General features: G+C 63.9%; 18 protein-coding genes and 1 tRNA gene. 16 read left to right on the top strand and 3 right to left on the bottom strand.

Annotated features, from left to right (window positions below):
* The first annotated feature begins 99 nt into the window (after positions 1–99).
* Genes FNB15_RS14135 through FNB15_RS14160 form a run of 6 tightly spaced genes read left to right on the top strand, consistent with a single transcriptional unit; the run spans position 100 to position 8,022 of the window.
* Positions 100–1,968, top strand: coding sequence for an ABC transporter permease (locus FNB15_RS14135; RefSeq protein WP_144069321.1), 1,869 nt, complete (start codon positions 100–102; stop codon positions 1,966–1,968).
* Positions 1,968–2,732 (top strand): ABC transporter ATP-binding protein, encoded by a 765-nt coding sequence (locus FNB15_RS14140; protein WP_144069322.1) that lies wholly within the window; start codon positions 1,968–1,970, stop codon positions 2,730–2,732. The genes FNB15_RS14135 and FNB15_RS14140 overlap by 1 nt, the downstream gene beginning before the upstream one ends.
* A gap of 1 nt (position 2,733) precedes the next feature.
* On the top strand, positions 2,734–3,435 hold the full coding sequence (locus tag FNB15_RS14145; RefSeq protein ID WP_144069323.1) for an ABC transporter ATP-binding protein: 702 nt from the start codon (positions 2,734–2,736) through the stop codon (positions 3,433–3,435).
* Positions 3,436–3,448: 13 nt separating this feature from the next.
* Positions 3,449–5,491, top strand: coding sequence for a hydantoinase/oxoprolinase family protein (locus FNB15_RS14150; RefSeq protein ID WP_144069324.1), 2,043 nt, complete (start codon positions 3,449–3,451; stop codon positions 5,489–5,491).
* A 5-nt stretch (positions 5,492–5,496) separates the two neighbouring features.
* Positions 5,497–7,206: a hydantoinase B/oxoprolinase family protein gene (locus FNB15_RS14155; RefSeq protein ID WP_144069325.1), complete on the top strand. Its 1,710-nt coding sequence runs from the start codon at positions 5,497–5,499 to the stop codon at positions 7,204–7,206.
* Positions 7,207–7,221: 15 nt separating this feature from the next.
* A complete protein-coding gene (locus FNB15_RS14160) occupies positions 7,222–8,022 on the top strand; it encodes a hypothetical protein (RefSeq protein WP_144069326.1) in 801 nt (266 codons plus the stop codon).
* Here FNB15_RS14160 and FNB15_RS14165 read toward each other — a convergent pair.
* Positions 8,019–8,519, bottom strand: coding sequence for a hypothetical protein (locus tag FNB15_RS14165; RefSeq protein ID WP_144069327.1), 501 nt, complete (start codon positions 8,517–8,519; stop codon positions 8,019–8,021). The two genes, FNB15_RS14160 and FNB15_RS14165, sit on opposite strands and share 4 nt — an antisense overlap.
* A gap of 148 nt (positions 8,520–8,667) precedes the next feature.
* On the opposite strand from FNB15_RS14165, the gene FNB15_RS14170 reads away from it, so the two are divergent.
* A tRNA-His gene (locus FNB15_RS14170) sits at positions 8,668–8,744 on the top strand.
* Between the two features lie 61 nt (positions 8,745–8,805).
* On the opposite strand, the gene FNB15_RS14175 is transcribed toward FNB15_RS14170, so the two are convergent.
* On the bottom strand, positions 8,806–10,407 hold the full coding sequence (locus FNB15_RS14175) for a class I adenylate-forming enzyme family protein (protein WP_144069328.1): 1,602 nt from the start codon (positions 10,405–10,407) through the stop codon (positions 8,806–8,808).
* Positions 10,408–10,571: 164 nt separating this feature from the next.
* Here FNB15_RS14175 and putA point away from each other — a divergent pair, with 164 nt between their 5' ends.
* The 9 genes from putA (at position 10,572) to FNB15_RS14220 (ending at position 21,916) form a co-directional block, all read left to right on the top strand.
* Positions 10,572–14,414: a trifunctional transcriptional regulator/proline dehydrogenase/L-glutamate gamma-semialdehyde dehydrogenase gene (putA, locus tag FNB15_RS14180; protein WP_144069329.1), complete on the top strand. Its 3,843-nt coding sequence runs from the start codon at positions 10,572–10,574 to the stop codon at positions 14,412–14,414.
* A 56-nt stretch (positions 14,415–14,470) separates the two neighbouring features.
* Complete coding sequence (locus FNB15_RS14185) at positions 14,471–15,310, top strand: CoA transferase subunit A (RefSeq protein ID WP_144069330.1); 840 nt, start codon at positions 14,471–14,473, stop codon at positions 15,308–15,310.
* Positions 15,307–16,056 carry a CoA-transferase gene (locus FNB15_RS14190; protein ID WP_144069331.1) on the top strand — a complete coding sequence of 250 codons (750 nt, stop codon included), beginning with the start codon at positions 15,307–15,309 and terminating at the stop codon, positions 16,054–16,056. The genes FNB15_RS14185 and FNB15_RS14190 overlap by 4 nt, the downstream gene beginning before the upstream one ends.
* 179 nt (positions 16,057–16,235) lie before the next feature.
* Entirely contained in the window at positions 16,236–17,246 is a 1,011-nt protein-coding gene (locus FNB15_RS14195) for an ABC transporter ATP-binding protein (RefSeq protein ID WP_144069332.1), read from the top strand.
* A 39-nt stretch (positions 17,247–17,285) separates the two neighbouring features.
* Positions 17,286–18,587 (top strand): ABC transporter substrate-binding protein, encoded by a 1,302-nt coding sequence (locus FNB15_RS14200; RefSeq protein ID WP_144069333.1) that lies wholly within the window; start codon positions 17,286–17,288, stop codon positions 18,585–18,587.
* A gap of 1 nt (position 18,588) precedes the next feature.
* Positions 18,589–19,482 carry an ABC transporter permease gene (locus FNB15_RS14205; RefSeq protein WP_144069334.1) on the top strand — a complete coding sequence of 298 codons (894 nt, stop codon included), beginning with the start codon at positions 18,589–18,591 and terminating at the stop codon, positions 19,480–19,482.
* Positions 19,483–19,485: 3 nt separating this feature from the next.
* Entirely contained in the window at positions 19,486–20,328 is an 843-nt protein-coding gene (locus tag FNB15_RS14210; protein ID WP_144069335.1) for an ABC transporter permease, read from the top strand.
* A gap of 8 nt (positions 20,329–20,336) precedes the next feature.
* The gene (locus tag FNB15_RS14215) at positions 20,337–21,176 is read left to right on the top strand and encodes a GNAT family N-acetyltransferase (protein WP_144069336.1); all 840 of its coding nucleotides are present in this window, start codon (positions 20,337–20,339) and stop codon (positions 21,174–21,176) included.
* Positions 21,176–21,916 carry an aspartate/glutamate racemase family protein gene (locus FNB15_RS14220; protein ID WP_144069337.1) on the top strand — a complete coding sequence of 247 codons (741 nt, stop codon included), beginning with the start codon at positions 21,176–21,178 and terminating at the stop codon, positions 21,914–21,916. The genes FNB15_RS14215 and FNB15_RS14220 overlap by 1 nt, the downstream gene beginning before the upstream one ends.
* On the opposite strand, the gene FNB15_RS14225 is transcribed toward FNB15_RS14220, so the two are convergent.
* Complete coding sequence (locus tag FNB15_RS14225) at positions 21,913–22,374, bottom strand: DUF2147 domain-containing protein (RefSeq protein ID WP_144069338.1); 462 nt, start codon at positions 22,372–22,374, stop codon at positions 21,913–21,915. The genes FNB15_RS14220 and FNB15_RS14225 overlap by 4 nt on opposite strands.
* Positions 22,375–22,398 lie beyond the last annotated feature (24 nt).

Below are 22,398 nucleotides of genomic sequence, written 5' to 3' on the forward strand. Positions count from 1 at the left end.
ATCTCCCGCCCTGCCGCGCAAGCGGGGCGGGAGTCTTCTTCCCACTTCCCTCCAGCCTGACCGGAACCGGCCTTGCTCGCGAATATCGTTATCCAATTCATGAACGGCCTTGCCGGCGCCTCGTCGCTGTTCCTGGTTGCCGCCGGCCTCTCGATCATTTTCGGTGTCAGCCGCATCGTGAATTTCGCCCATGGCTCGCTCTACATGCTGGGTGTCTATCTGGCCTATACACTGGTCGAGCTCTTCGGCCGCAGCAGCATCTTCGGTTTCTGGGGTGGCGTGCTGATGGCGGCGCTTTGCGTTGGCCTGATTGGCGTGGTGATCGAAATCGTCGTACTGCGCCGCATCTATCGCGCACCCGAACTGTTCCAGCTGCTCGCCACCTTCGCGCTCGTCCTCGTGATCAAGGATGCCGCCCTGTATATCTGGGGCGCGGAAGACCTGGTCGGCCCGCGTGCCGCCGGCCTGCGTGGCGCCGTGGAAATTCTCGGCAAACGCTTCCCGCAATATGACCTGGTGCTGATCGCCATCGGCCCGGTCGTGCTCGGCCTGCTCTGGCTGCTCATGAACCGCACGCGCTGGGGCACGCTGGTGCGCGCCGCCACGCAGGACCGCGAGATGGTCGGCGCGCTTGGCGTCAACCAGAGCGGTTTGTTCACCGGCGTGTTTTTTCTCGGTGCTTTCCTTGCCGGCCTCGGCGGTGCCGTCCAGCTGCCACGCGAACCCGCCCAGCTGATGCTTGATATTACCGTGATCTCCGACGCCTTTGTTGTCGTCGTGGTCGGCGGCATGGGCTCGATTGGCGGCGCTTTCCTGGCGGCGCTTCTCATTGCGCAGGCCAAGGCCTTCTGCATCGGCATCGGCGATGTCAGCATCTTCGGTACGGTCTTTTCTTTCAGCAAATTCACCCTGGTGGTCGAATTCGTCATTATGGCCGTCGTGCTGGTGGTGCGGCCCTGGGGCCTGCTCGGCAAGCAGCAGGGCGTGCAGCGCGGCGCCTTCATGGTCGAACCGCCGCTTTATCCGCTCAACCAGACCTTCTGGATCGTCGTGCTCGCCATCGTCGTGCTGCTCGGCCTGATCCCGTTCGGCGGCGACAACTATCTTCTGGTGCTGCTGATCGACATCGCGGTGTTCGCGCTGTTTGCTGTCACGCTGCATTTCTTGATGGGCCCGTCGGGCATGGTCAGCTTCGGCCATGCGGCTTACTTCGGCCTCGGCTGCTACGGCGCGGCGCTGGCTTTGCTCAAGCTCAAGCTCCCGATGGAACTGGCGCTGTTCGCGGCGCCGCTCGCCGGTGGTCTCGGCGCGCTGGTGTTCGGCTGGTTCTGCGTGCGGCTCAGTGGCGTCTATCTCGCCATGCTGACCCTGGCCTTCGCACAAATCGCCTGGTCTGTGATTTACCAGTGGGATGCCTTCACCGGCGGCTCGAATGGCCTGATCGGCCTGTGGCCCAGCGAATGGCTGAAGAGCCGCGCGGTCTTCTATGCCTTCGCTCTGGTACTCTGTGTCGGCAGCATCCTGTTCCTCTGGCGCGTGGTGCATGCACCCTTTGGCTATGCGTTGCGGGCGGGACGTGACTCTGCACTGCGGGCCGACGCGATCGGTATTAATGTCCGCCGCTTCCAGTGGTTCGGCTTCACGCTGTCTGGCGCCTTCGCGGGCCTGGCCGGTGGTCTGTTCGCCTTCTCCAAGGGCAGTATCTCGCCCGAGACACTCGCCGTGCCGCGCTCGGTCGACGGCCTCGTCATGGTGCTGCTCGGGGGTGTGCAGACGCTGACCGGGCCTGTAGCAGGCGCGGCGCTGTTCACCTGGCTTCAGGATTCGATTGCGCGCAACACCGAATACTGGCGCGCCATCCTCGGCCTCACCATTCTCGTCATCGTGCTCGCCTTCCCGCAGGGCATTGCCGGCTTCCTGAAGCAGATGTCGGCACGCACAGGCCTGATGCGCAGGGAGGCCGTGTGATGACCGTTCTCTCTGTCAGCAATCTCTCGAAAGCCTTCGGCGGTGTGAAAGCCGTACAGGATGTGGCCTTCAGCGTCGCTGCCGGCGAACTGCTCGCCCTGATCGGCCCGAATGGTGCCGGCAAAAGCACCTGCTTCAACATGCTGAACGGCCAGCTCAAACCCGACAGTGGCATCGTCAATCTGCTGGGCCGCAGCCTGGTCGGCATGAAGCCGCGCGATATCTGGCGGCTTGGCGTCGGCCGCACCTTCCAGATCACGGCCACCTTCAACTCGATGACCGTGCGCGAGAATATCCAGATGGCGCTGCTGTCGCACCACAATGCGCTGATGTCCTTGTGGAAGCCGGCCAACGGGATGTATCGCGACGAAGCGATGGTCCTGCTCGACCGCGTCAGCATGGCCGACCAGAGCGAGCGGCCCTGCGGTATTCTGGCTTATGGCGATATCAAGCGGGTGGAACTGGCGATTGCGCTGGCCAATCAGCCGAAACTGCTGCTGATGGACGAGCCGACGGCGGGCATGGCGCCGAACGAGCGTATCGCACTGATGGCGCTGACGGCGAAGCTGGCGCGGCAGGACAATATCGCCGTGCTGTTCACCGAGCATGACATGGACGTGGTCTTTGCCCAGGCGGATCGCATCATCGTGCTCAACCGCGGCAAACTGATCGCGGAGGGTAACCCTGTGGAAGTGCGCGCCAATCCGGAGGTGCAGGCAGTCTATCTCGGCAGTGGCGCCACCTATGCAGGGGAGGGCCACTGACATGCTGACCGTCGAGGGCCTCAACACCTATTACGGCCGTGCGCATATCCTGTCTGATCTGGCGCTCAAGGCGCAGGCTGGCGAAGTGGTCGTGCTGCTGGGCCGCAATGGCGCCGGCAAGTCCACCACGATGAAGTCGGTGATCGGCCTGGTGCCAGCCGAAAGCGGTACGATCAGCTTCGATGGTGCGCGCATCGACCATCTGTCGCCACATCGCATCGCACGGCTGGGCCTGGGCTATGTGCCGGAAGATCGCCGCATCTTCACGGATCTTAACGTGATGGAGAATCTGGAAGTCGGCCGGCAGAAGCCGCGCGACGGTGCGCCAACCTGGACGCCGGAACGCCTGTTCGAGCTGTTTCCCAATCTCGGCAGGATGAAGGATCGTCCCGGCGGCAGGATGTCCGGCGGCGAGCAGCAGATGCTGACCATTGCCCGCAGCCTGATGGGCAATCCGCGCCTGATCCTGCTGGACGAACCCTCGGAAGGCCTGGCCCCGGTGATCGTCGAGCAAATGGCGCGCACGATCCTCCAGTTGAAGGCCGAAGGGCTTTGCGTGCTGCTGTCGGAGCAGAACCTGCATTTCGCCCAGATGGTGGCCGATCGCGCTTACATCATTGAGAAGGGCCGTATCCGCTATTCGGGCACGATGGCCGAACTCGCCGCCGATGCAGCGGTGCGCGAACAGTATCTGTCGGTTTGAGGAGTCTCGCAGTATGGGCTGGATTGTCGGAATCGACGTCGGCGGCACGTTCACCGACCTGATCGGCATCGAACCGCAGTTGGGCAAGGTGGCACTGGCGAAGGTGCCGACCACGCTGGACAACCAGGCCTTCGGCGTGCTCGCCGCGCTGGAGAAGGGCGGCATCGCCCTGGCCGAGACCGATACCATCGTGCATGGCACGACGACGACGACCAACGCCCTGCTCGAGCGCAAGGTGGCCAAGATTGGTCTGATCACCACGAAAGGCTTCCGCGACAGCCTGGAACTCGGCCGCCGCACCCGGCCGACACCTTATGGCCTGACCGGGCGGTTCGAGCCGCTGGTGCCGCGCCAGTGGCGGCTGGAAGTGCCCGAGCGCATGGATGCCGATGGCGATGTGGTCATCGCGCTGGACGAGGCCGCCGTGCGCGCCGCTGCCGAGCAGCTGAAGGCCGCCGGCTGCGAAGCACTGGTGATCCATTTCCTGCACAGCTACATCAATCCGAGTCACGAAAAGCGCGCGCTGGAAATCGCCGCCGAAGTCTGGCCGAACCGCTATATCACTGCCGGACATCAGCTGCTGTCGGAATACCGAGAATACGAACGCGGTACGACCGCCTGCGTGAATGCCAGCGTGCAGCCGGTGCTGCATCGCTATATCGAACGGCTGAACGGCGAGCTGAAGAGCAAGGGCTTTGGACGGGATCTTCTCGTCATGCAGGGCAATGGCGGAACCATCGCTGCCGGAATCGTTGCCGAGACTGCCGTGAATACCGTGATGTCGGGTCCGGCTTCGGGCGTGATGGCGGCGGCCTATACCGCGCGCGCCGCCGGGCTGCCCAACGTAATCACCTACGACATGGGCGGCACGTCCTCGGATGTCGGGCTGATCCAGGATGGTGTGCCGCAGGTCTCGTCGGAACTGGAACTCGAATATGCCATGCCGATCCATGTGCCGATGGTGGATGTGCATACCATCGGTGCGGGCGGTGGTTCGATCGCCTTCATCAACGAGGCCGGCATGCTGCAGGTCGGCCCGGAAAGCGCCGGCGCGCGGCCGGGCCCGATCTGCTACGGCCGTGGCGGCACGCGCCCCACGATCACCGATGCCAATCTGGTGCTCGGCCGGCTCAATCCTGATGGCTTGCTCGCGGTCGACAGCAAAGTGTCGCTGCAGGATGTGAAGGACGCGATTGATCGCGACGTCGGCAAGCCGCTCGGCCTCAAGACCGACGAGGCCGCTGCCGCCATCCTGCGCATCGCCAATGACAAGATGGCCGGTGCGATCCGCATGGTGAGCTTAAGCCGTGGCCATGATCCGCGCGATTTCGCATTGTTCGCCTTCGGCGGCGCTGGGCCACTGCACTCTGCCGCTCTGGCGCGTGAGTTGGGCATTCCCAAGCTGCTGATCCCGGCACGGCCCGGTATCACCAATGCGCTCGGCTGCGTGGTTGCCGATCTGCGGCATGACTATGTGAAGACCGTCAACAAGCCGCTGTCGGTGCTGGAAGACGGCCTGGTAGAAACAGTGCTGGCCGAGCAGGTGGCCGAGGGCCGGGCGACGGTGGAGCGCGACGGTGTCGCGGTCGAGGAAATCCAGGTGCTGCACACCGCCGACATGCAGTTCCAGGGCCAGAGCCATCTGCTGACCGTGGCAGTGAGTGATCCGAAGATTTCCCGCGACGCGCTGCAGAAGGCCTTTGAGGAGGCCTACTGGCAACGCTTCGAGGTTGAACTGCCCGAGATCCGCGCCGTGCTGGTCAATCTTCATACTGCCGTGATCGGCCGCCGGCCGCGTCTGTCGCTGGACCGTCTGCTCTCTGCCGAACCGGCCAGGGATGTCGCTGACGCAAAGAAGGGCAGCCGGCAGGTCTGGTATGAAGCCGGCGGCTGGCAGGAGACGCCGGTCTATGACCGCGAACGGCTGCCGCGCGATGTCAGCTTTGCCGGCCCTGCCATCCTCGAACAGCTCGACACCACGGTTGTTATCGACCCGGGCAATAGCGTGACTGTGGACAAGCTCGGCAACCTGATCGTATCCGTGAGCGCGGAGTAGGGACCATGGCGAAAAAACCGATCGATCCCGTCACACTTGTTGTGATCCAGAACGGCCTGCAGCAGGTCTGCAACGAGATGGATCTGGCATTTTGCCGCGCGGCGTTTTCGCCGGTGATCTCGGAAGCACTCGACCGCTCTGATGGCATCTATCATGGCGAGACCGGAGAACTGATCGCGCAGGGCGAACTCGGCCTGCCGGTTTTCGTAGGCACCATGCAGTTTTCCACCCAGGCCGTGATCGAGCGCGCGCGCAAGACACCGGTGCTCGCGCCCAAGCCGGGCGATGTCTATATCGTCAACGATCCCTATCTGGGCGGCACGCATCTGATGGATGTGCGTTTCGTGAAACCCTTCTTCTACAAGGGCAGGCTGTTTTCCTGGCTCTCCAATACCGGGCACTGGCCTGATATCGGCGGCATGGTGCCGGGCGGTTTCTCGGCCAATGCCACCGAAGTGGAGCAGGAAGGCCTGCGCCTGCCGCCGGTCAAGCTCTACAAGGAAGGCAAGCTGGACGAGGAAATCCTCTCCATCATCCTCAGCAACATCCGCATCGCCGACCAGCGGATCGGCGACATCAAGGCGCAGGCGGCAGCGCTCACCATCGGCGAGAAGCGCCTGACCGCCTTGCTGGATCGCTACGGCGCCGAGGTTGTCGAGCAGGCCATCGAGGAACTGAAGCAGCGCGCCAGCCAGCAGATGCGCGCCCGCATTCGCACCATTCCCGACGGCGTCTATCATGGCGAAGCCATGGTCGATTCCGACGGCGTGGTCGACGAGCCGCTGGTGATCAAGATGAAGGTCACCAAAGCGGACGAGGAAATGCATTTCGACATGACAGGCTCCAGTCCGCCCTGTCGTGGCCCGATGAACAGCGTGATCGCGACGACCTATTCGTCGATCTATCTCGCCGTAAAGCACATCTTCCCCGATGTGCCGATCAATGCGGGTACCTTCGAGCCGCTGAAAGTGCTCGATCCGCATGACACGTTCCTTTATGCCAAATATCCGCGCTCGGTTTCGGGCTGCGCGGCCGAAGTGAGCCAGCGCATCGCCGAAGCGGTGTTCAACGCGCTGGTGCAGGCGATGCCCGACCGGCTGTTCGCCGCGCCCGCCGGCACCTCGGGCAATCTGGCGCTCGGCGGCTACGACCCCAAGCGCGATCGCTCCTATGTGATGTATGTGATCTCAGGTGGCGGTTATGGCGGCTGGCATGGCGGCGACGGCATCAGCAACGGCTGCTCGACCATCGGCATTTCCAAGACCACGCCGATCGAGGTGATGGAGCAGTATTATCCTGTGCTGTTCGAGGAATATTCGCTGCATGAAGGCTCCGGCGGCGCTGGCGAGCACCGCGGCGGCTTCGGCGTCAACTACACCATTCGTTTGCGCCGTGGCGAGGCCCGCGCCTCCATGGTGATGGACCATGGCCGCAGCGGGCCGCGCGGCGTGCTAGGCGGTGAAGACGGCGGCCTCAACACCGTACGGGTCGAGACCGCGAAGGGCTCTTACGTGCCGCCGCATCTGTCCAAGGACCAGGATATCGAGATCGCAGTGGGCGACCGCCTGCATGTCTCCACCCCGGGCGGCGGCGGCTACGGTAATCCGGCCAAACGCGATCCGGCCGATCTGGCCCGCGACCTTGAGCGCGGTTACTACACGGCGGATCAGATCAAGGCGCGCTTCGGCCAGGCAGTGAAATCCGCCGCCGAATAGCGCTACACTCCGTCCATGTTGGCCGAGATGCTGGTGTGGACGGGAACGCAGGCGACCAAGCCGGCACGGCAGCTGGGCTATGCCCGCGCCGCCGTCAGCCTGTGGTCGCGCCGCCGCCGCTGGACCCGCGACTGGGCCGAGCATGAAAGCAACACCCGCGACTTTGCGCTGAAGACGGTCGCGGCCTGCCGCCGTCGCGACACCGTCTGGCTGCTCGGCGGCGGCACGCTGTCCGACCTGCCGCTGACTGAGCTGAGCGCTCTGTTCAAACGCGTGGTGGTTTACGATATCGCCTGGCTGCCGCAGGCGCGTGTCGCCGCCCGGCGCTGGCCCAATGTGGAACTGAAGCTGGCCGATGTCACCGGCGTGGTGCGGCCGCTCTCAGAATGGCGGCTCGGCATGCCGCTGCCGATTCCGCAGGCTGATGCCATGGCCGATCTCGATCCGGTGCCGCCCGATTGCGTGCTGTCGCTCAACCTGTTGTCGCAGCTGCCGCTGCTGCCGATGGAATATGTGCAGCGCCAGGGCATGACGCTGCAGTCGGCCGAAACATTTGGCCGCGCCATCCTGCAGGCGCATCTGCGCGGGCTTGAGGCCTTTACCTGTCCAGTCGGGCTGATCGCCGATGCGCGCCGCATCTGGCGCAGCCGGGCAGGCGAGGTGGTGTTGAGCGAAAGTGCGGTGCTGGGCGTGAAGTTGCCGGCACCGGAGAAAAGCTGGCACTGGCCGGTGGCGCCACGCGGCGAGATCGACAATGAAACCGGTCTGGAGATTCTGGTGGAAGCGTCGCGGCTGAATACAGAGAGTCCGGACTAGCCGGTCTTCTTCACCATCTGCACGGATTCAATCACGAAGCCGCGCTCGGGCGGGAATTTGCGCATGATGACGCGCCGCACTTCATCTTCGCTGGTGCCGTTCAGTTCGACGTAATTGATATCGCCCCATTTGTCGTCGAGCTGGCGATGCTTCTCGCCCATCATATGGGCGCGGCGGACTTCCGAATTGAAGATGCCGATGCTGAAGGTCTTGGTATTGGTTTCCTGCGCCACAGCTTCGCTGGCCAGCTTCTCCAGCTTGGCAATCTGGGCTTCCAGTTCGAACTTCTGCTTGGTCAGTTCGGTGATTTTGCTCTGCGCCGTCTTGCTCAGCTTTTCCAGCTCGTCCATGCGCTGGCCGCGGCGCACGACTTCCGCCGAGCTCCACTCATAGGCCATGACCTGCTTTTTGTGCTGCGCGATGAGATGCAGCACAATAAACGTCGCGCCGGGCACGCCAATCAGCAATGCCGCCATGATCAGCCAGAAGCTACTCATAAGCTTGTCTTAGCGAACCCCCGATTTTCCCGCAAGATACTGAAATGGCGGCCAAAGTCTGAGGCCTGGGAAACCCTGACGGGTGTCGCGGCGGCGTTACAATGGCTTGACCCCGCCGGGCAGGGCGGTTAAGAAGCGGCTTCCTGTGGCGGGGGTAGCTCAGTTGGTTAGAGCACCAGATTGTGGCTCTGGGGGTCGCGGGTTCAAGTCCCGTTCCTCGCCCCAAATTCTGAAGGCCGGTCAATAGCTTAGCTGTTGGCCGGCCTTTTTCTTTTCCGGGCCGCGTTTAAGCGGCCGGCAGCCGCTCGCGCAGCACCCGTTTCAGCAGCTTGCCGTTGGCATTCCGGGGCAGCGGCTCGTCCAGCAGGGTGAAGGTCTCCGGTACCTTGTAGTCGGCCAGCCGGCTGGCGCAGAAGCTCTTGAGATCCGACTCGCTCAGCGTACCCTCCTTGCGGGTGACAAAGGCATGCACGCGCTCGCCCAGCACCGGACAGGGTTTGGCGATGATGGCGCTTTCCAGCACGCCCGCGTGGTGGCTCAGCACATTTTCCACCTCGACGGAGAAGATCTTGTAGCCGCCACGGTTGATCATGTCCTTCACGCGGTCGAAGACGCGCACGAAGCCCTCGGCATCGATCGAGCCGATATCGCCCGAATGCCAGAACCCGTCGGTGAATTCGCGCGCCGTGGCAGCGGCATTGTCCCAGTAGCCTGGCACCACCATCGGGCCGCGAATCCAGATCTCACCGGTTTCGCCGCGCGGCATTTCGCGGCCTTCCGGATCCACCACGATCACCTCGGCGCAGGGCGCTTCCAGTCCCACGCTGTCGGAATGCGTGGCGCTTTTTTCCGGCTGCATCATCGTGGTGGGTGAGGTGGTCTCGGTGGCGCCATAGGCATTCATCAGGCCGAGCTGCGGCAGCTTCTGCGCCAGGGCCGCAATCGTGGCCTGCGGCATCGGTGCACCGCCATAGCCGCCGACGCGCCAGCTGGAGAGATCATGCTGGTCGAAATCCGGCTGCAGCAGGCAAAGGTTGTACATCGCCGGCACCATGATGGTGTGCGTCAGCTTCTCTTTTGCCGCCAGCGGCAGAAACTCGCGCGCCTTGAAGTCCGGCACCATGATCACTGCGCCGCCGCCCTGCCAGGCGGTGACGATGATCGCGATCAGCCCGGTGACATGGCTGGCCGGCACCGCCAGCAGCGAGCGATCGGCCGGCGTCAGCCCCATGCAATACTGAAAATGCAGGGCGGAATGCACGATGTTGACATGCGCGAGCATCGCGCCTTTCGGCCGGCCGGTGGTGCCGGAGGTATAGAGAATCACGGCGATGTCCTCTTCGGCCGGATCAGTGGCCGCAGGGACCGCATCCTGCTTCGGCAAACCGGAAAAAGGCTCCGAGCCGGCGCAGTCGCCGCCGGCCGAGAAACGACGCCGCAGTTTGGGCAGCTCGGTTGGCGGCGGCAGGCGCTCGGCGAGGTCGGCTTCATGTACCAGCAGGGCCGCGCCGGCATGGTCGAGGATATAGGCGATCTCGGGTGTCTGCAGCCGGGTGCCAAGCGGCACGCAGATCGCGCCGATGCGCAGGCAGGCCAGTAGCGTGGTGACGAACTCGACACGGTTGCCAAGCAGCATGCCGACGCGGTCGCCAGCTTTAATGCCGGCAGCCACCAGCCCTGCGGCAACGCGATCAGACTCGGCGGCCAGCTGGCGATAGGTCAGGCGGGTGTCGCCGGCGACCAGGGCTTCGTTGTCGGGATGGCGCGAGAGCGTCGCGGTGAAGATCGCATAGGTGTGTGGCGCGCGCTCGGTGAAACAGCGCACCACCCGGTCGCCGAAATGCGCCTCGTTGCGGATCGCAATCGATGGGCCAAGATCCCAGGCCATGTCCGGCTTTTCCTCCCTGTCTGCTGCCAATACTCAAGTCGTTCTCTATGAATATCAAGGCTTTAATATTGGTTGCGCCTCACCTGTTGACTGGGTTGCGCCTTTTGGGAATGCTGGCTGTCAGCCGGTTGCGCCTTTGCGCCGGAGTCGCAGGAGTCCCTGGCATGGCCGTTACCACCATCGGCGTGAAGATCGACGAAGACCTGAAGGCGCGGCTGAAACGCGCCGCCGATGGCATCGGCCGCTCGCCGCACTGGCTGATCAAGCAGGGCATCTTCTCGGTACTCGACCGCGTCGAGCGGGGCGAGGCACTGAACGAATTGCTGGCCCCGGCCGTCGATATCACGGATACGCCGGTGGCGGCCGAGACTGCGCTGCCGCCATTCCTCGAGTTTGCCCAGACGGTGCAGCCGCAGAGCGTGCTGCGCGCCAGGATCACTGCCGCCTATCGCCGGCCCGAAACCGAATGCCTGCCGCTGCTGATCGCCGATGCCACGCTGCCCAAGCCGGTCACGACTGCGGCCCGTGATCTCGCGCGGAAACTCGTGGAAGCATTGCGTGAGAAAAGCCAGTCCGGCGGCGTCGAGGGCCTGATCCACGAATATTCGCTGTCCAGCCAGGAAGGCGTGGCGCTGATGTGCCTGGCCGAGGCGCTGCTGCGTATCCCGGATCGCGCCACGCGCGATGCGCTGATCCGCGACAAGATCGGCCATGGCGACTGGGAGGCGCATCTCGGCCACAGCCCGTCGCTATTTGTGAATGCCGCCACCTGGGGACTTCTCATCACCGGACGGCTGACTGGCACCAGCAGCGGCAGGTCGCTGTCGACCGCGCTGACCAAACTGATTGCCAAAGGCGGTGAGCCGCTGATCCGCAAGGGCGTCGATATCGCCATGCGGATGATGGGCGAACAGTTCGTCACCGGCCAGACCATTGCCGAGGCGCTGGCCAACAGCCGGCCATGGGAAGCGCAGGGCTTCCGCTATTCCTACGACATGCTCGGCGAGGCGGCGGCGACCGCGGCCGATGCGCGGCGTTACTTTGCCGATTACGAACAGGCGATCCACGCCATCGGCAAGGCGGCGGCGAAGCGCGGCATCTATGATGGGCCGGGAATTTCCGTGAAGCTGTCGGCGCTGCATCCGCGTTACAACCGCGCCAATCTCGAACGTGTGAAGGCCGAACTGCTGCCGCGGTTGAAGGCACTCACCCTGCTGGCGCGGCGCTACGATATCGGGCTGAACATCGACGCCGAGGAAGCCGACCGCCTCGACATCTCGCTCGACCTGCTGGAAAGCCTCTGTTTCGACAGCGAACTCGTGGGATGGAACGGCATCGGCTTCGTGGTGCAGGCCTATCAGAAGCGTGCGCCTTTCGTGATCGAATGGCTGATCGACCTGGCGCGGCGCAGCGGGCATCGCGTGATGGTGCGGCTGGTGAAGGGCGCTTACTGGGACAGCGAGATCAAGCGCGCACAGGTCGATGGCCTCGAAGGCTTCCCGGTCTATACGCGCAAGATCCACACCGACGTGTCGTATCTCGCCTGCGCTCGCAAACTGCTGGCCGCACCCGATGCGGTCTTTCCGCAATTCGCCACGCATAACGCGCAGACGCTGGCCACCATCCATGCCATGGCCGGCGCGAACTATTATCCCGGCCAGTATGAATTCCAGTGCCTGCATGGCATGGGCGAGCCGCTGTATGAAGAGGTGGTCGGCCGCGAGAAACTCAATCGACCGTGTCGCATCTATGCCCCGGTCGGCACGCATGAAACCCTGCTGGCCTATCTGGTGCGCCGCCTGCTGGAAAACGGCGCCAATACCTCCTTCGTCAACCAGATTGCCGACAAGGAGATTTCGCTCGACCGCCTGATCGCCGATCCCATCGAGGCCGCCAAGGCAATCCAGCCGCTTGGTGCGTCGCATTCCAAGATCGCCCAGCCGCAGGACATCCTCGGCGCGCGCCGCAACTCGGCCGGACTTGATCTGTCCAACGAGCAGCAGTTGGCCTCGTTGTCAGCCGCCCTGCTGTCCAGCGCCGACCGCTCGTGGCGCGCCGTGCCGCTGCTGGCCGACGGCCCGGCCGACAGCGGCGAGGGCGTGGCGTTGCGCAATCCAGCCAACCGCGCCGACATCGTCGGACAGGTGATCGAGGCGACACCGGCACAGGCTGTGCGCGCCGTCGATCACGCCACGGCCGCTGCGCCGATCTGGCAGTCGACACCACCGGCCGAACGCGCGCAGTGCCTGCTGCGTGCCGCCGACCTGCTGGAAAGCCGCATGCCGCTGCTGCTCGGCCTGATCGTGCGCGAGGCTGGTAAATCGCTGCCCAATGCCATCGGCGAGGTGCGCGAGGCGGTCGATTTCCTGCGTTACTATGCGGCTCAGGTTGCGGAAACTTTCTCCGCCGATACGCATCGCCCGCTCGGGCCGGTGGTCTGTATCAGTCCGTGGAATTTCCCGCTGGCGATTTTCACTGGTCAGGTCGCGGCGGCTCTCGCGGCCGGAAATGTCGCGCTGGCCAAGCCGGCGGAAGAAACCCCGTTGATCGCCGCGCAGGCCGTGCAGATCCTGCACGAGGCCGGCGTGCCGATGGGTGCCGTGCAGTTGCTGCCCGGCGATAGCCGCATCGGCGCTGCGCTGGTGGGAGACGCGCGCATTCGCGGCGTGATGTTCACCGGCTCAACCGAGGTGGCGCGCCTGATCCAGAAACAGCTCGCCAATCGTTTGCTGCCCGATGGCCATCCGGTGCCGCTGATCGCGGAGACCGGCGGGCTGAATGCGATGATCGTCGATTCATCCGCACTGCCCGAACAGGTCGTCGCAGATGTGCTGGCCTCGGCGTTTGACTCGGCTGGGCAGCGCTGCTCGGCCTTGCGCGTGCTCTGTCTCCAGGAAGATGTCGCCGACCGCATGCTCACCATGCTCAAGGGCGGACTGGCCGAACTCTCAATGGGCTCACCGGATCGCCTGTCGGTTGATGTCGGGCCTGTCATCACGCCGGCGGCACAGCAGAACATTCTCACGCATATCGAGGCGATGCGCGCCATGAAATGCCGCATCGAACAGCTGCCGCTGCCCGCCTCGGCGCGGCATGGTACGTTCGTGCCGCCGACCATCATCGAACTGGCCAGGCTGTCCGACCTTAAGGCGGAAGTCTTCGGTCCGGTCCTGCATGTGGTGCGTTACCAGCGGCAGGACCTCGACAAGCTGGTTGATGCGATCAATGCTTCCGGTTATGGGCTCACCTTCGGCCTGCACAGCCGCATCGACGAGACCATCGCCCATGTCGCGCAGCGTATCGAGGCCGGCAATCTCTACATTAATCGCAACATCATCGGTGCGGTGGTGGGCGTGCAGCCCTTCGGCGGCCATGGCCTGTCCGGCACCGGGCCCAAGGCCGGCGGGCCGCTCTATCTGCGTCGCCTGCTCTCGGCTTTACCCGCGGTGGACCTGAAGGGCAGCAGCAATAAAGTGGCGGAGGCATACGTGGCCTGGCTGGAGAGCCGGGGCTTTACCGGCGAGGCCGAGCGCTGCCGCAGCTATACCGCACGAAGCCCGCTCGGTTTCAGCCGCGAGCTGCCGGGTCCCGTGGGTGAGCGCAATGCCTATGCCCTGTTGCCGCGCGGCACACTGCGCTGCATGGCGCGGAGTGTCTCCGGTCTGCTGCTGCAGGTCGGTGCAGCCTTCGCCACCGGCAATCCTGTGGTTCTGCCGACCGGTGCGGCCCATGCCGATGTGTTCGATACACTGCCGGCCGATCTGCGTGCGCTGATCGGCCACGAGGCGCCCGGCAAGCGTATCTCTGCCGTGCTGTATGAGGGTGATGGCGATGCGCTGGCGGGTATTGCCACCGCGCTGGCTGAGAGCCAGCCGCAGGTGGTGCCGGTCTACGCCGTGATGTCCCCGGCAGAAGACTATCCGCTCGAATGGCTGGTGATCGAGCGGTCGGTCAGCACCAATACCGCTGCCGCTGGCGGCAATGCCAGCCTGATGAGCATAGGTTAGGCATTGCCTTCGCCGCGTCTTGCGCCACAATGGTGTGAGTAGGCGGAGGCAGCGCAATGACCAGAGACCTCGGACAAGTGCCGGTACACGGCCTGGACCAGCTTGCGGCGCAGATTCCCAATGGCGCCAAGATCGCCGTGCCGCCGGATTACTCCGGCGTCGCCATGGCGCTGACCCGCGCGATGATCCGCTGCGGTTTGCGCGACCTGCACGTGGTCTGCGTGCCGGTCTCCGGTCTGCAGGTCGAGATGCTGGCCGGTGCGGGCTGCCTCGGCGCGGTGGAAACTTCGGCGATCACGCTGGGCGAATACGGCACGGCCTATCGTTTCCAGGCTGCACTCAAGGCTGGCGCGTTCCGTATGATGGACGCCACCTGTCCGGCAGTGCATGCCGCGATCCAGGCCGGCGGCAAGGGCATTCCCTTCATGCCGCTGCGTGGTCTGCTCGGCACCGACCTGCTGAAGAACCGCCCCGACTGGACGGTGATCGACAATCCCTTCTCGAAAGATGAAGACCCGGTCGTGCTGCTGCCGGCGATACGCCCCGATTTTGCGATCTTCCATGCGCCGTTTGCCGACCGCAACGGCAATATCTTCATCGGTCGCCGCCGCGAACTGGTGGCGATGGCGCATGCCGCGACGCAGTCGCTGGTGACGGTCGAGGAAATTCGCGACGTCGATCTTCTGGCCAGCGAGGAATCTGCGGCCGGCACGCTGACCGCGGCCTATATAGGCGGCATTGCCGAAGCGCCGCGCGGGGCCTGGCCGATCAAGCTGTGGGATATCTACGAGTATGACGAAGACCATCTGAAGCTCTATGGCGAGATGGCGCGCACCGCCGAAGGTTTCGCCGGCTACTGCGACCGTTTCGTGCAGGACCAGAAAGCCGCCGAATGACCAGCTTCAGCCGCCAGGAACTGCTGATCACCACGATTGCCCGCCTGCTGCAGGGCTGCCGTCTGGTCGCCACCGGCGCCTCCTCGCCGATTCCCGGCGCTGGCGCGCTGCTGGCCCGCGCGCAATCGAACGGCCGCATGCGCGTCAATGTGCTCGGCAGCGTGCGCAACGATTTCCTCTGCGATGGCGGTGTCGAGTTGTTCGATCTCGCCGGGCAGGGACGCCTCGACGCCTTTTTCCTCGGTGGCGGCCAGATCGACGGCGAGGCCAATATCAATCTGGTCGGTGCCGGTGGTGAATATCCGCAGACTGCCGTACGCTGGCCCGGCTCGTTCGGTTCAGGCTACCTCTATTATCTGGTGCCGCGCGTGATCCTGTTCCGCGAGGAACATACGCGCCGCGTACTGGTGCAGACGGTGGATTTCATTTCCTCGGCCGGGCCGAAGAATGACGGCACCTATCGTCCCGGCGGGCCGATCGGACTGCTCACCAATCTCTGCTGGTTTGCCTTCGACCGCGACAAGCGCCGCTTCCGGCTCGACAGCGTGCATCCCGGCCATACCGTGGAAGAAGTGCGCGACAATACCGGCTTCGAGTTTGACTGTGCGGATGAGGTCCCGAGCACGGCAGTTCCCGATGCGGCCACGCTCACACTGCTCCGTACGCGCATTGCGGCGGAGATCGCGGAAACCTATCCGCGTTTCGTCGCGCAGGTCTTTCCTGATCTGGCTGCTGCCGGCGAATAGGCCAACCGCCGCTTTCCCAAGCAGGCAAGTCAATTCCGCCCAAATCTTGATCACAGTCCGGCCCGACCGCCGCAGCTGGAGACAATTCTGCACGGTTAATGCCAGTTATGGCCGCAACCGGCGGCTGGCATCTGCCTTGCATCGACAACCCGCAACCAGCGGGAAGTCGAAAGGGAGCGATGGCGGAGAAGGGCGATATCGAACTTGCGGCCGTGCTCAAACGCTATGGCGGCGCGGTTGCGGTCGACTCGATCAGCCTGAAAATCCCTGCCGGCACCTATTGCTGCCTGCTCGGTCCCAGCGGCTGCGGCAAGAGCAGCACGCTACGCATGATTGCCGGCCACGAGGATGTCAGCGACGGCGACATCCTGCTGGGCAATACCGTGGTCAACGACCTGCCGCCGGCCAGGCGCGGCACGGCGATGATGTTCCAGAATTATGCATTGTTCCCGCATCTTGATTGTGTCGACAATGTTGCCTTCAGCCTGAAAATGAAGGGCGTGGCAAAGCCGGAGCGTCGCAGCCGTGCGATGGAAATGCTCCGGCTGGTTGACATGCAGGACTATGCGGCCCGCCTGCCGGCGCAACTGTCCGGTGGCCAGCAGCAGCGCATCGCGCTGGCGCGCGCGCTGATCACCGGTCCCAGCGTGCTGCTGCTCGACGAACCGCTGTCGGCGCTCGATCCCTTCCTGCGCGCGAAAATGCGCGAGGAGCTCAAGCGCCTGCAGAAGGAGCTTGGCATCAGCTTCATCCATGTCACGCACAGCCAGGAAGAGGCCATGGCGCTGGCCGATCTGGTGGTGGTGATGAACAAGGGACGCATCGAGCAGGCGGATTCGGCCCGTGCGGTCTTCAACCACCCGCGCACGGCCTTTGTCGCCCGCTTCATCGGCGGCCACAACATCGTCAGCGAGGGTGCGCGGAAGATTTCGGTGCGTGCCGACCGTGCAGTGCTGGCGCCGGCAGCGGCCGGCGAGACCGGTTTCAGCGGCACTGTCCGCGCCGTGGAATATCTCGGCAGCGTCGTGCATGTCGGCATCAGCCCGGCCGGCGCCACCGATTACGCCGTCGATCAGAATGAATTCCTCGTCGCTGTCGGCGAGAACAGGTTCTTTGCCGCACCGGTCGCGCTCGGCGACACGGTCGCGGTGTCTTGGAAACTCGGGGACATCCACGTCCTTGAGGGGTAACGAGCGGCGTTAGCCGCATCAACCAGAGCGGAGGCTGACATGGGTAAGGACAAGATGGCGGGCAAGACGCGCGGCGTGAATCGTCGCACCGTGCTGAAGGGTGCCGCGGCAGGTTTCGGTCTTGCCGCCGGCAGTGGCGCGATCACCGGTTTCCCTACGATCTGGGCGCAGAACATCAAGAATGTCACTTTGCGCCAGTTCGGCACCGGCGTGTCAAACCTCAATGCCATTGCCGAGAAGTGCAAGGCCGACACCGGTATCACCCTGCAGATGACCGCGCTGGACTCGGATGCGGTGGCGCAGCGCGCGGTCACGCAGCCGAAATCCTTCGATATCGCCGATATCGAATACTGGATCTGCAAGAAGGTGTTCCCGGCCGGCGTGATGCAGCCGATGGACACCAAGAAGATCAAGAATGTCGACAAGATCGTGCCGCTGTTCCTGAGCGGCAAGCTCAAACCCGACAGCGTGATCGCGCAAGGAACAGCGCCGCACAGCGTCGGCTTCGTCGAGGGCAAGGATTCCACCAAGTTCGCCAAGTCGCAGACCCAGTGGATGACCATGATCCCGACCATCTACAACGCCGATACGCTCGGCATCCGTCCGGATCTGGTTGGCCGGCCGATCGCCAACTGGAAGGACATCATGGACCCCAAGTTCAAGGGCAAGGCATCCATCCTGAACATTCCGTCGATTGGCATCATGGACGCGGCGATGATCTGCGAGTCGATGGGCGAGATCAAATACGGCGACAAGGGCAACATGACCAAGGCCGAGATCGACAAGACGATCGCGATCATGACGGCCGCCAAGAAGAGCGGCCAGTTCCGCGCCTTCTGGAAGACCTTCGACGAGTCCGTCAACCTGATGGCCTCGGGCGAGGTGATCATCCAGTCGATGTGGTCGCCTGCTGTCACCGCCGTGAAGTCGAAAGGCATCCCCTGCGTCTACCAGCCGCTGGCCGAAGGCTACCGCGCCTGGGGTGGTGGCCTTGGCATCGCCAAGCATCTGAGCGGCCTCGAACTCGATGCGGCGTATGAATACATCAACTGGTATCTCTCGGGCTGGGTCGGCGCTTATCTCAATCGTCAGGGCTATTATTCGGCCGTGCTGGACACCGCCAAGCAGCATATGAGCGCCGAGGAATGGGGCTTCTGGATGGAAGGCAAACCGGCCGCCGCCGACATCATGAGCCCGGATGGCAAGCTGCTGGAAAAGGCCGGCGCCGTGCGCGACGGCGGTTCCTTCGAGAACCGCATGGGCAAGGTGGCCTGCTGGAATGCCGTGATGGACGAGGACCGCTACATGGTCCAGAAGTGGAACGAGTTCATCGCCGCGTAAAATGGAGCCTGGCCGCGCAGGTTCGCTGCGCGGCCACCTTCCGATGCAGGCCAAGAGCTACATACCCTATCTGCAGGTCGCGCCGCTGGCCTTCGTCTTTGGCGCCTTCCTGGTGATTCCGATCCTGACCATCGTGGTGGTCAGTTTCTGGGACTATGACTTTGCCCGCATCATCCCTGATTTCGTGCTGACCAATTATCGGGAACTGCTCGGCAGCCCGGTCACGCTGCGCACCTATCTGAATACATTACGCTACGCCGCCATCGTTTGGGTGGCGACCCTGGCAATCGGCTTCACGGTCGCATACTTCCTGGCCTTCCATGTACGCAGTGATACTTGGCAGACCGCCTGCTTCCTGATCTGCACCGTGCCGTTCCTGACCTCCAACATCATCCGGATGATTTCCTGGATTCCTTTCCTCGGGCGCAACGGCCTGCTCAATTCCGCCCTGGTCGGCGCAGGCATCGTCGACCACCCGCTGGAATTCCTGCTGTTCTCCGATTTCGCCGTGGTGCTGGCCTTCGTGCATCTCTACACGCTGTTCATGATCGTACCGATCTTCAACTCGATGATGCGCATCGACCGCTCGCTGATCGAGGCCGCCTATGACGGCGGTGCTAACGGACTGCAGGTGCTGACCAATGTCATCATCCCGCTGTGCAAGCCGGGCATCGCCATCGGGTCGATCTTCGTCGTAACCCTGGTAATGGGCGATTTCGTCACCGTGCGCTTCATGAGTGGCGGGCAGAGCGCCTCCGTCGGCCTGATGATGGCCAATGCCATTTCGCTGCTGCAGTATCCGGCGGCGGCGGCCAATGCGGTGATCCTGCTGATCGTCGTGCTGCTGATGGTGGGCGCGATGATGCGGATCGTCGATATCCGCAAGGAGCTCTGAGCGATGCACGGTCGCTCGCGTCCGAAAAGCTTCTATGTGCTGGGGGCCTTTTTCATCCTGTTCGTGCTGTTTCTCTACGGCCCGATGTCGACCATCTTCATCCTGTCCTTCCAGGGGCCGGAAGGCGGATTGACGTTTCCGATGCGGGGCGTGTCGCTCAACTGGTTCCGCAATCTGACCGAGAAGCAGATGGTCGGCGACTTCGCCGGCAGCTTCGCGCGCAGCTTCGCGCTCGGCGTCATCGTCATGCTGTGCACCGTGGCGATCTCGCTGGCTGGCGGACTGGCCTTCCGCCACCGTTTCCGCGGCTCTGGCGTGATCTTCTACCTGGCCATCGCCAGCCTGATCGTGCCCTCGATCCTGGTCAGTCTCGGCATCGGACTGCAGTTCCGCATCATCGGCTGGGACACCACCTGGTATGGGTCAGGTCTCGGCGCGCATCTGACCTGGACGCTGCCATTCGGCCTGCTGATCATGTTCGCCATTTTCAACCGCTTCAACAAATCATACGAGGAAGCAGCGCGTGATCTTGGCGCCTCGCCATGGCAGGTGATCCAGCATGTGGTGATCCCGATCATCCTGCCCAGCCTGATCGGCATCGCGCTGTTCGGTCTCACGCTGTCGTATGACGAGTTCGCCCGCACGCTGATGACGGCCGGCACCGACAATACCCTGCCGCTGGAAATCTATGCCATGACCACCAATGTGACGACGCCGGTGCTCTACGCGCTCGGCTCCGTCACCAGCGCCTTTTCCTTCGTCATCATCGTGCTGGCGCTCGGCGCCGTCACCTTTGTGCGCTGGCGCCGGGCGCGGCATGGCTCCGATGCCGGCCGGGGCGTATAATCGCTTCCATGACCGACGGTTTCACGATTCAGGTGATGAACCGCGCCCAGCTCGACATCGCCGTCGACTGGGCCGCTGCCGAGGGCTGGAATCCCGGACTGCAGGATGCCGGGCTGTTCCATGCCGCCGACCCGCAGGGCTTTCTCGTCGGACTGCAGGGTGGCGAGCCCGTCGCCTGCATCTCGGTGGTGCGCTACGGCCATCGTTACGGCTTTCTCGGTTTTTACATCGTGGCGCCGGGCTGGCGCGGCAAGGGCAGGGGCTTTGCCGTCTGGGAAGCCGGGCTGCAGCATTTGAGAGGACGTACCGTCGGCCTCGATGGCGTGCTGGCGCAGCAGGACAATTACCGCAAATCGGGTTTCAAACTGGCGCATCGCAACATCCGGTATGGCGGCGCGGCGGATTTCGGCGCGCCGGCTGCCGGCCTTGTCGATGCACGCGAGATCGCTTTCGACAGGCTGCTGGAGTATGACCGCCGTTTCTTTCCGGCACCTCGCGACGGCTTCGTGTCCGGCTGGCTCACCGCTCCGGGCCATCGCGCGCTGGCGGCGCTCGCCGATGGTGAACTGGCCGGGCTCGGCGTGATCCGGCCTTGCCGCCAGGGGCACAAGATCGGCCCGCTCTATGCCGCGACATCGACGCAGGCGCGGGCGCTGCTGGCCGGATTATGCGCCAGTATCACCGGGCCGGTCTGGCTCGATGTGCCTGAAACCAACGCGGCTGCCGTGACACTGGCCGAAAGCCTTGGCATGAAACCCGATTTCGAAACTGCCCGCATGTACAAGGGCGTCGCGCCTCAGGTCGAGATGGCGCGGCTCTACGGTATCACCACATTCGAGCTCGGTTGATGAAGCTGTTGCTGATCAATCCCAACACGACGGTTGCGGTGACCGAGAAGGTACTCGGCGTCGCCCGCCAGATGGTTGAACCCGACACCGAAATTGTTGGCGCGACCGGCCGTTTCGGCGCGGCCTATGTCGCCACGCGCAGCGCCTATGCGATTGCCGCCCATGCGGCGCTGGATGCCTGGGCCCAGGCAATCGACCAGCACGGCGATTTCGATGCCGTGCTGCTGGCATGCTTCGGGGATCCCGGCCTCGATGGCCTGCGTGAACTTTGCGATGTGCCAGTGGTTGGCATGGCCGATGCCTCGATCCAGCTTGCGGCCAGCCTGGGGAAGCACTTCGGCATCGTCACCGGCGGCGAACGCTGGGGCCCGATGCTGCGTGAATTCGTCGCCAGCCGCGGTCTGCTGGATCGCCTTGCTTCGATACAGACCGTGGCGCCGACCGGCGGCGACATCGCGCGCGATCCAGAAGGCTCTCTGGCGCTGCTGGCCCAGGCCTGTCGCGCGGCAGCGGACGCGGGCGCCGATACAGTGATCCTGGGTGGCGCGGGACTGGCAGGACTGGGCGCCGCGATTCGCGACCAGGTGCCGGTGCCGCTGATCGACAGCACCGAGGCCAGCGTGCGCATGACCGAAGCCGTCGCACGGACGAAGCCTGCGGCGCCGGCACATGACGCGCCGCCGGCTGTTTCCTGCATCGGACTCTCGCCTGCGCTGGCGAGAAAAATCTCAGGCCTTTAGGGCTCGCGCAGCCAGATCTGCGTGCGGCCCAGGATCGGCGTGCCGATGAAGCCGCGCAGGCGCAGTTTCTGCCCCGCTTCGGTCAGCGTAGCCTTGGCGTTGTAGATTTTGCCGTTCTTCGGATCGAGCACGCTGCCGCTGGCCCATTCATTGCTGCCGTCGGGTTTCAGGCCCCAGAGGAAGGTCATGCCGATCACCGGCCTGTCCTTGCGTTCGCCCTCGCAGGCCTCGCAGACCGGATCGGGTTTTTCATCGGGCCGATAGAAAATCTGCAGGATGCGGCCCTGCAACTCGCCGTTCGCTTCGGTGATCTCGACAATACTGCGCGGTGCGTTGGTTTCGTCGTCAATGGTCTTCCACTTGCCGACGAGGCTGTCGGCCGTCTGGGCCATCGCTGCGATCGGGCCAAGCGTGAGGATCAGAAACGCAATAATAATATTGCGCAGTTTGCGGGTCATGGGCGTCTCCCGGAAGAATCTCCT

The sequence above is a fragment of the Ferrovibrio terrae genome (assembly GCF_007197755.1).
Classification (GTDB): Bacteria; Pseudomonadota; Alphaproteobacteria; order Ferrovibrionales; family Ferrovibrionaceae; genus Ferrovibrio; species Ferrovibrio terrae.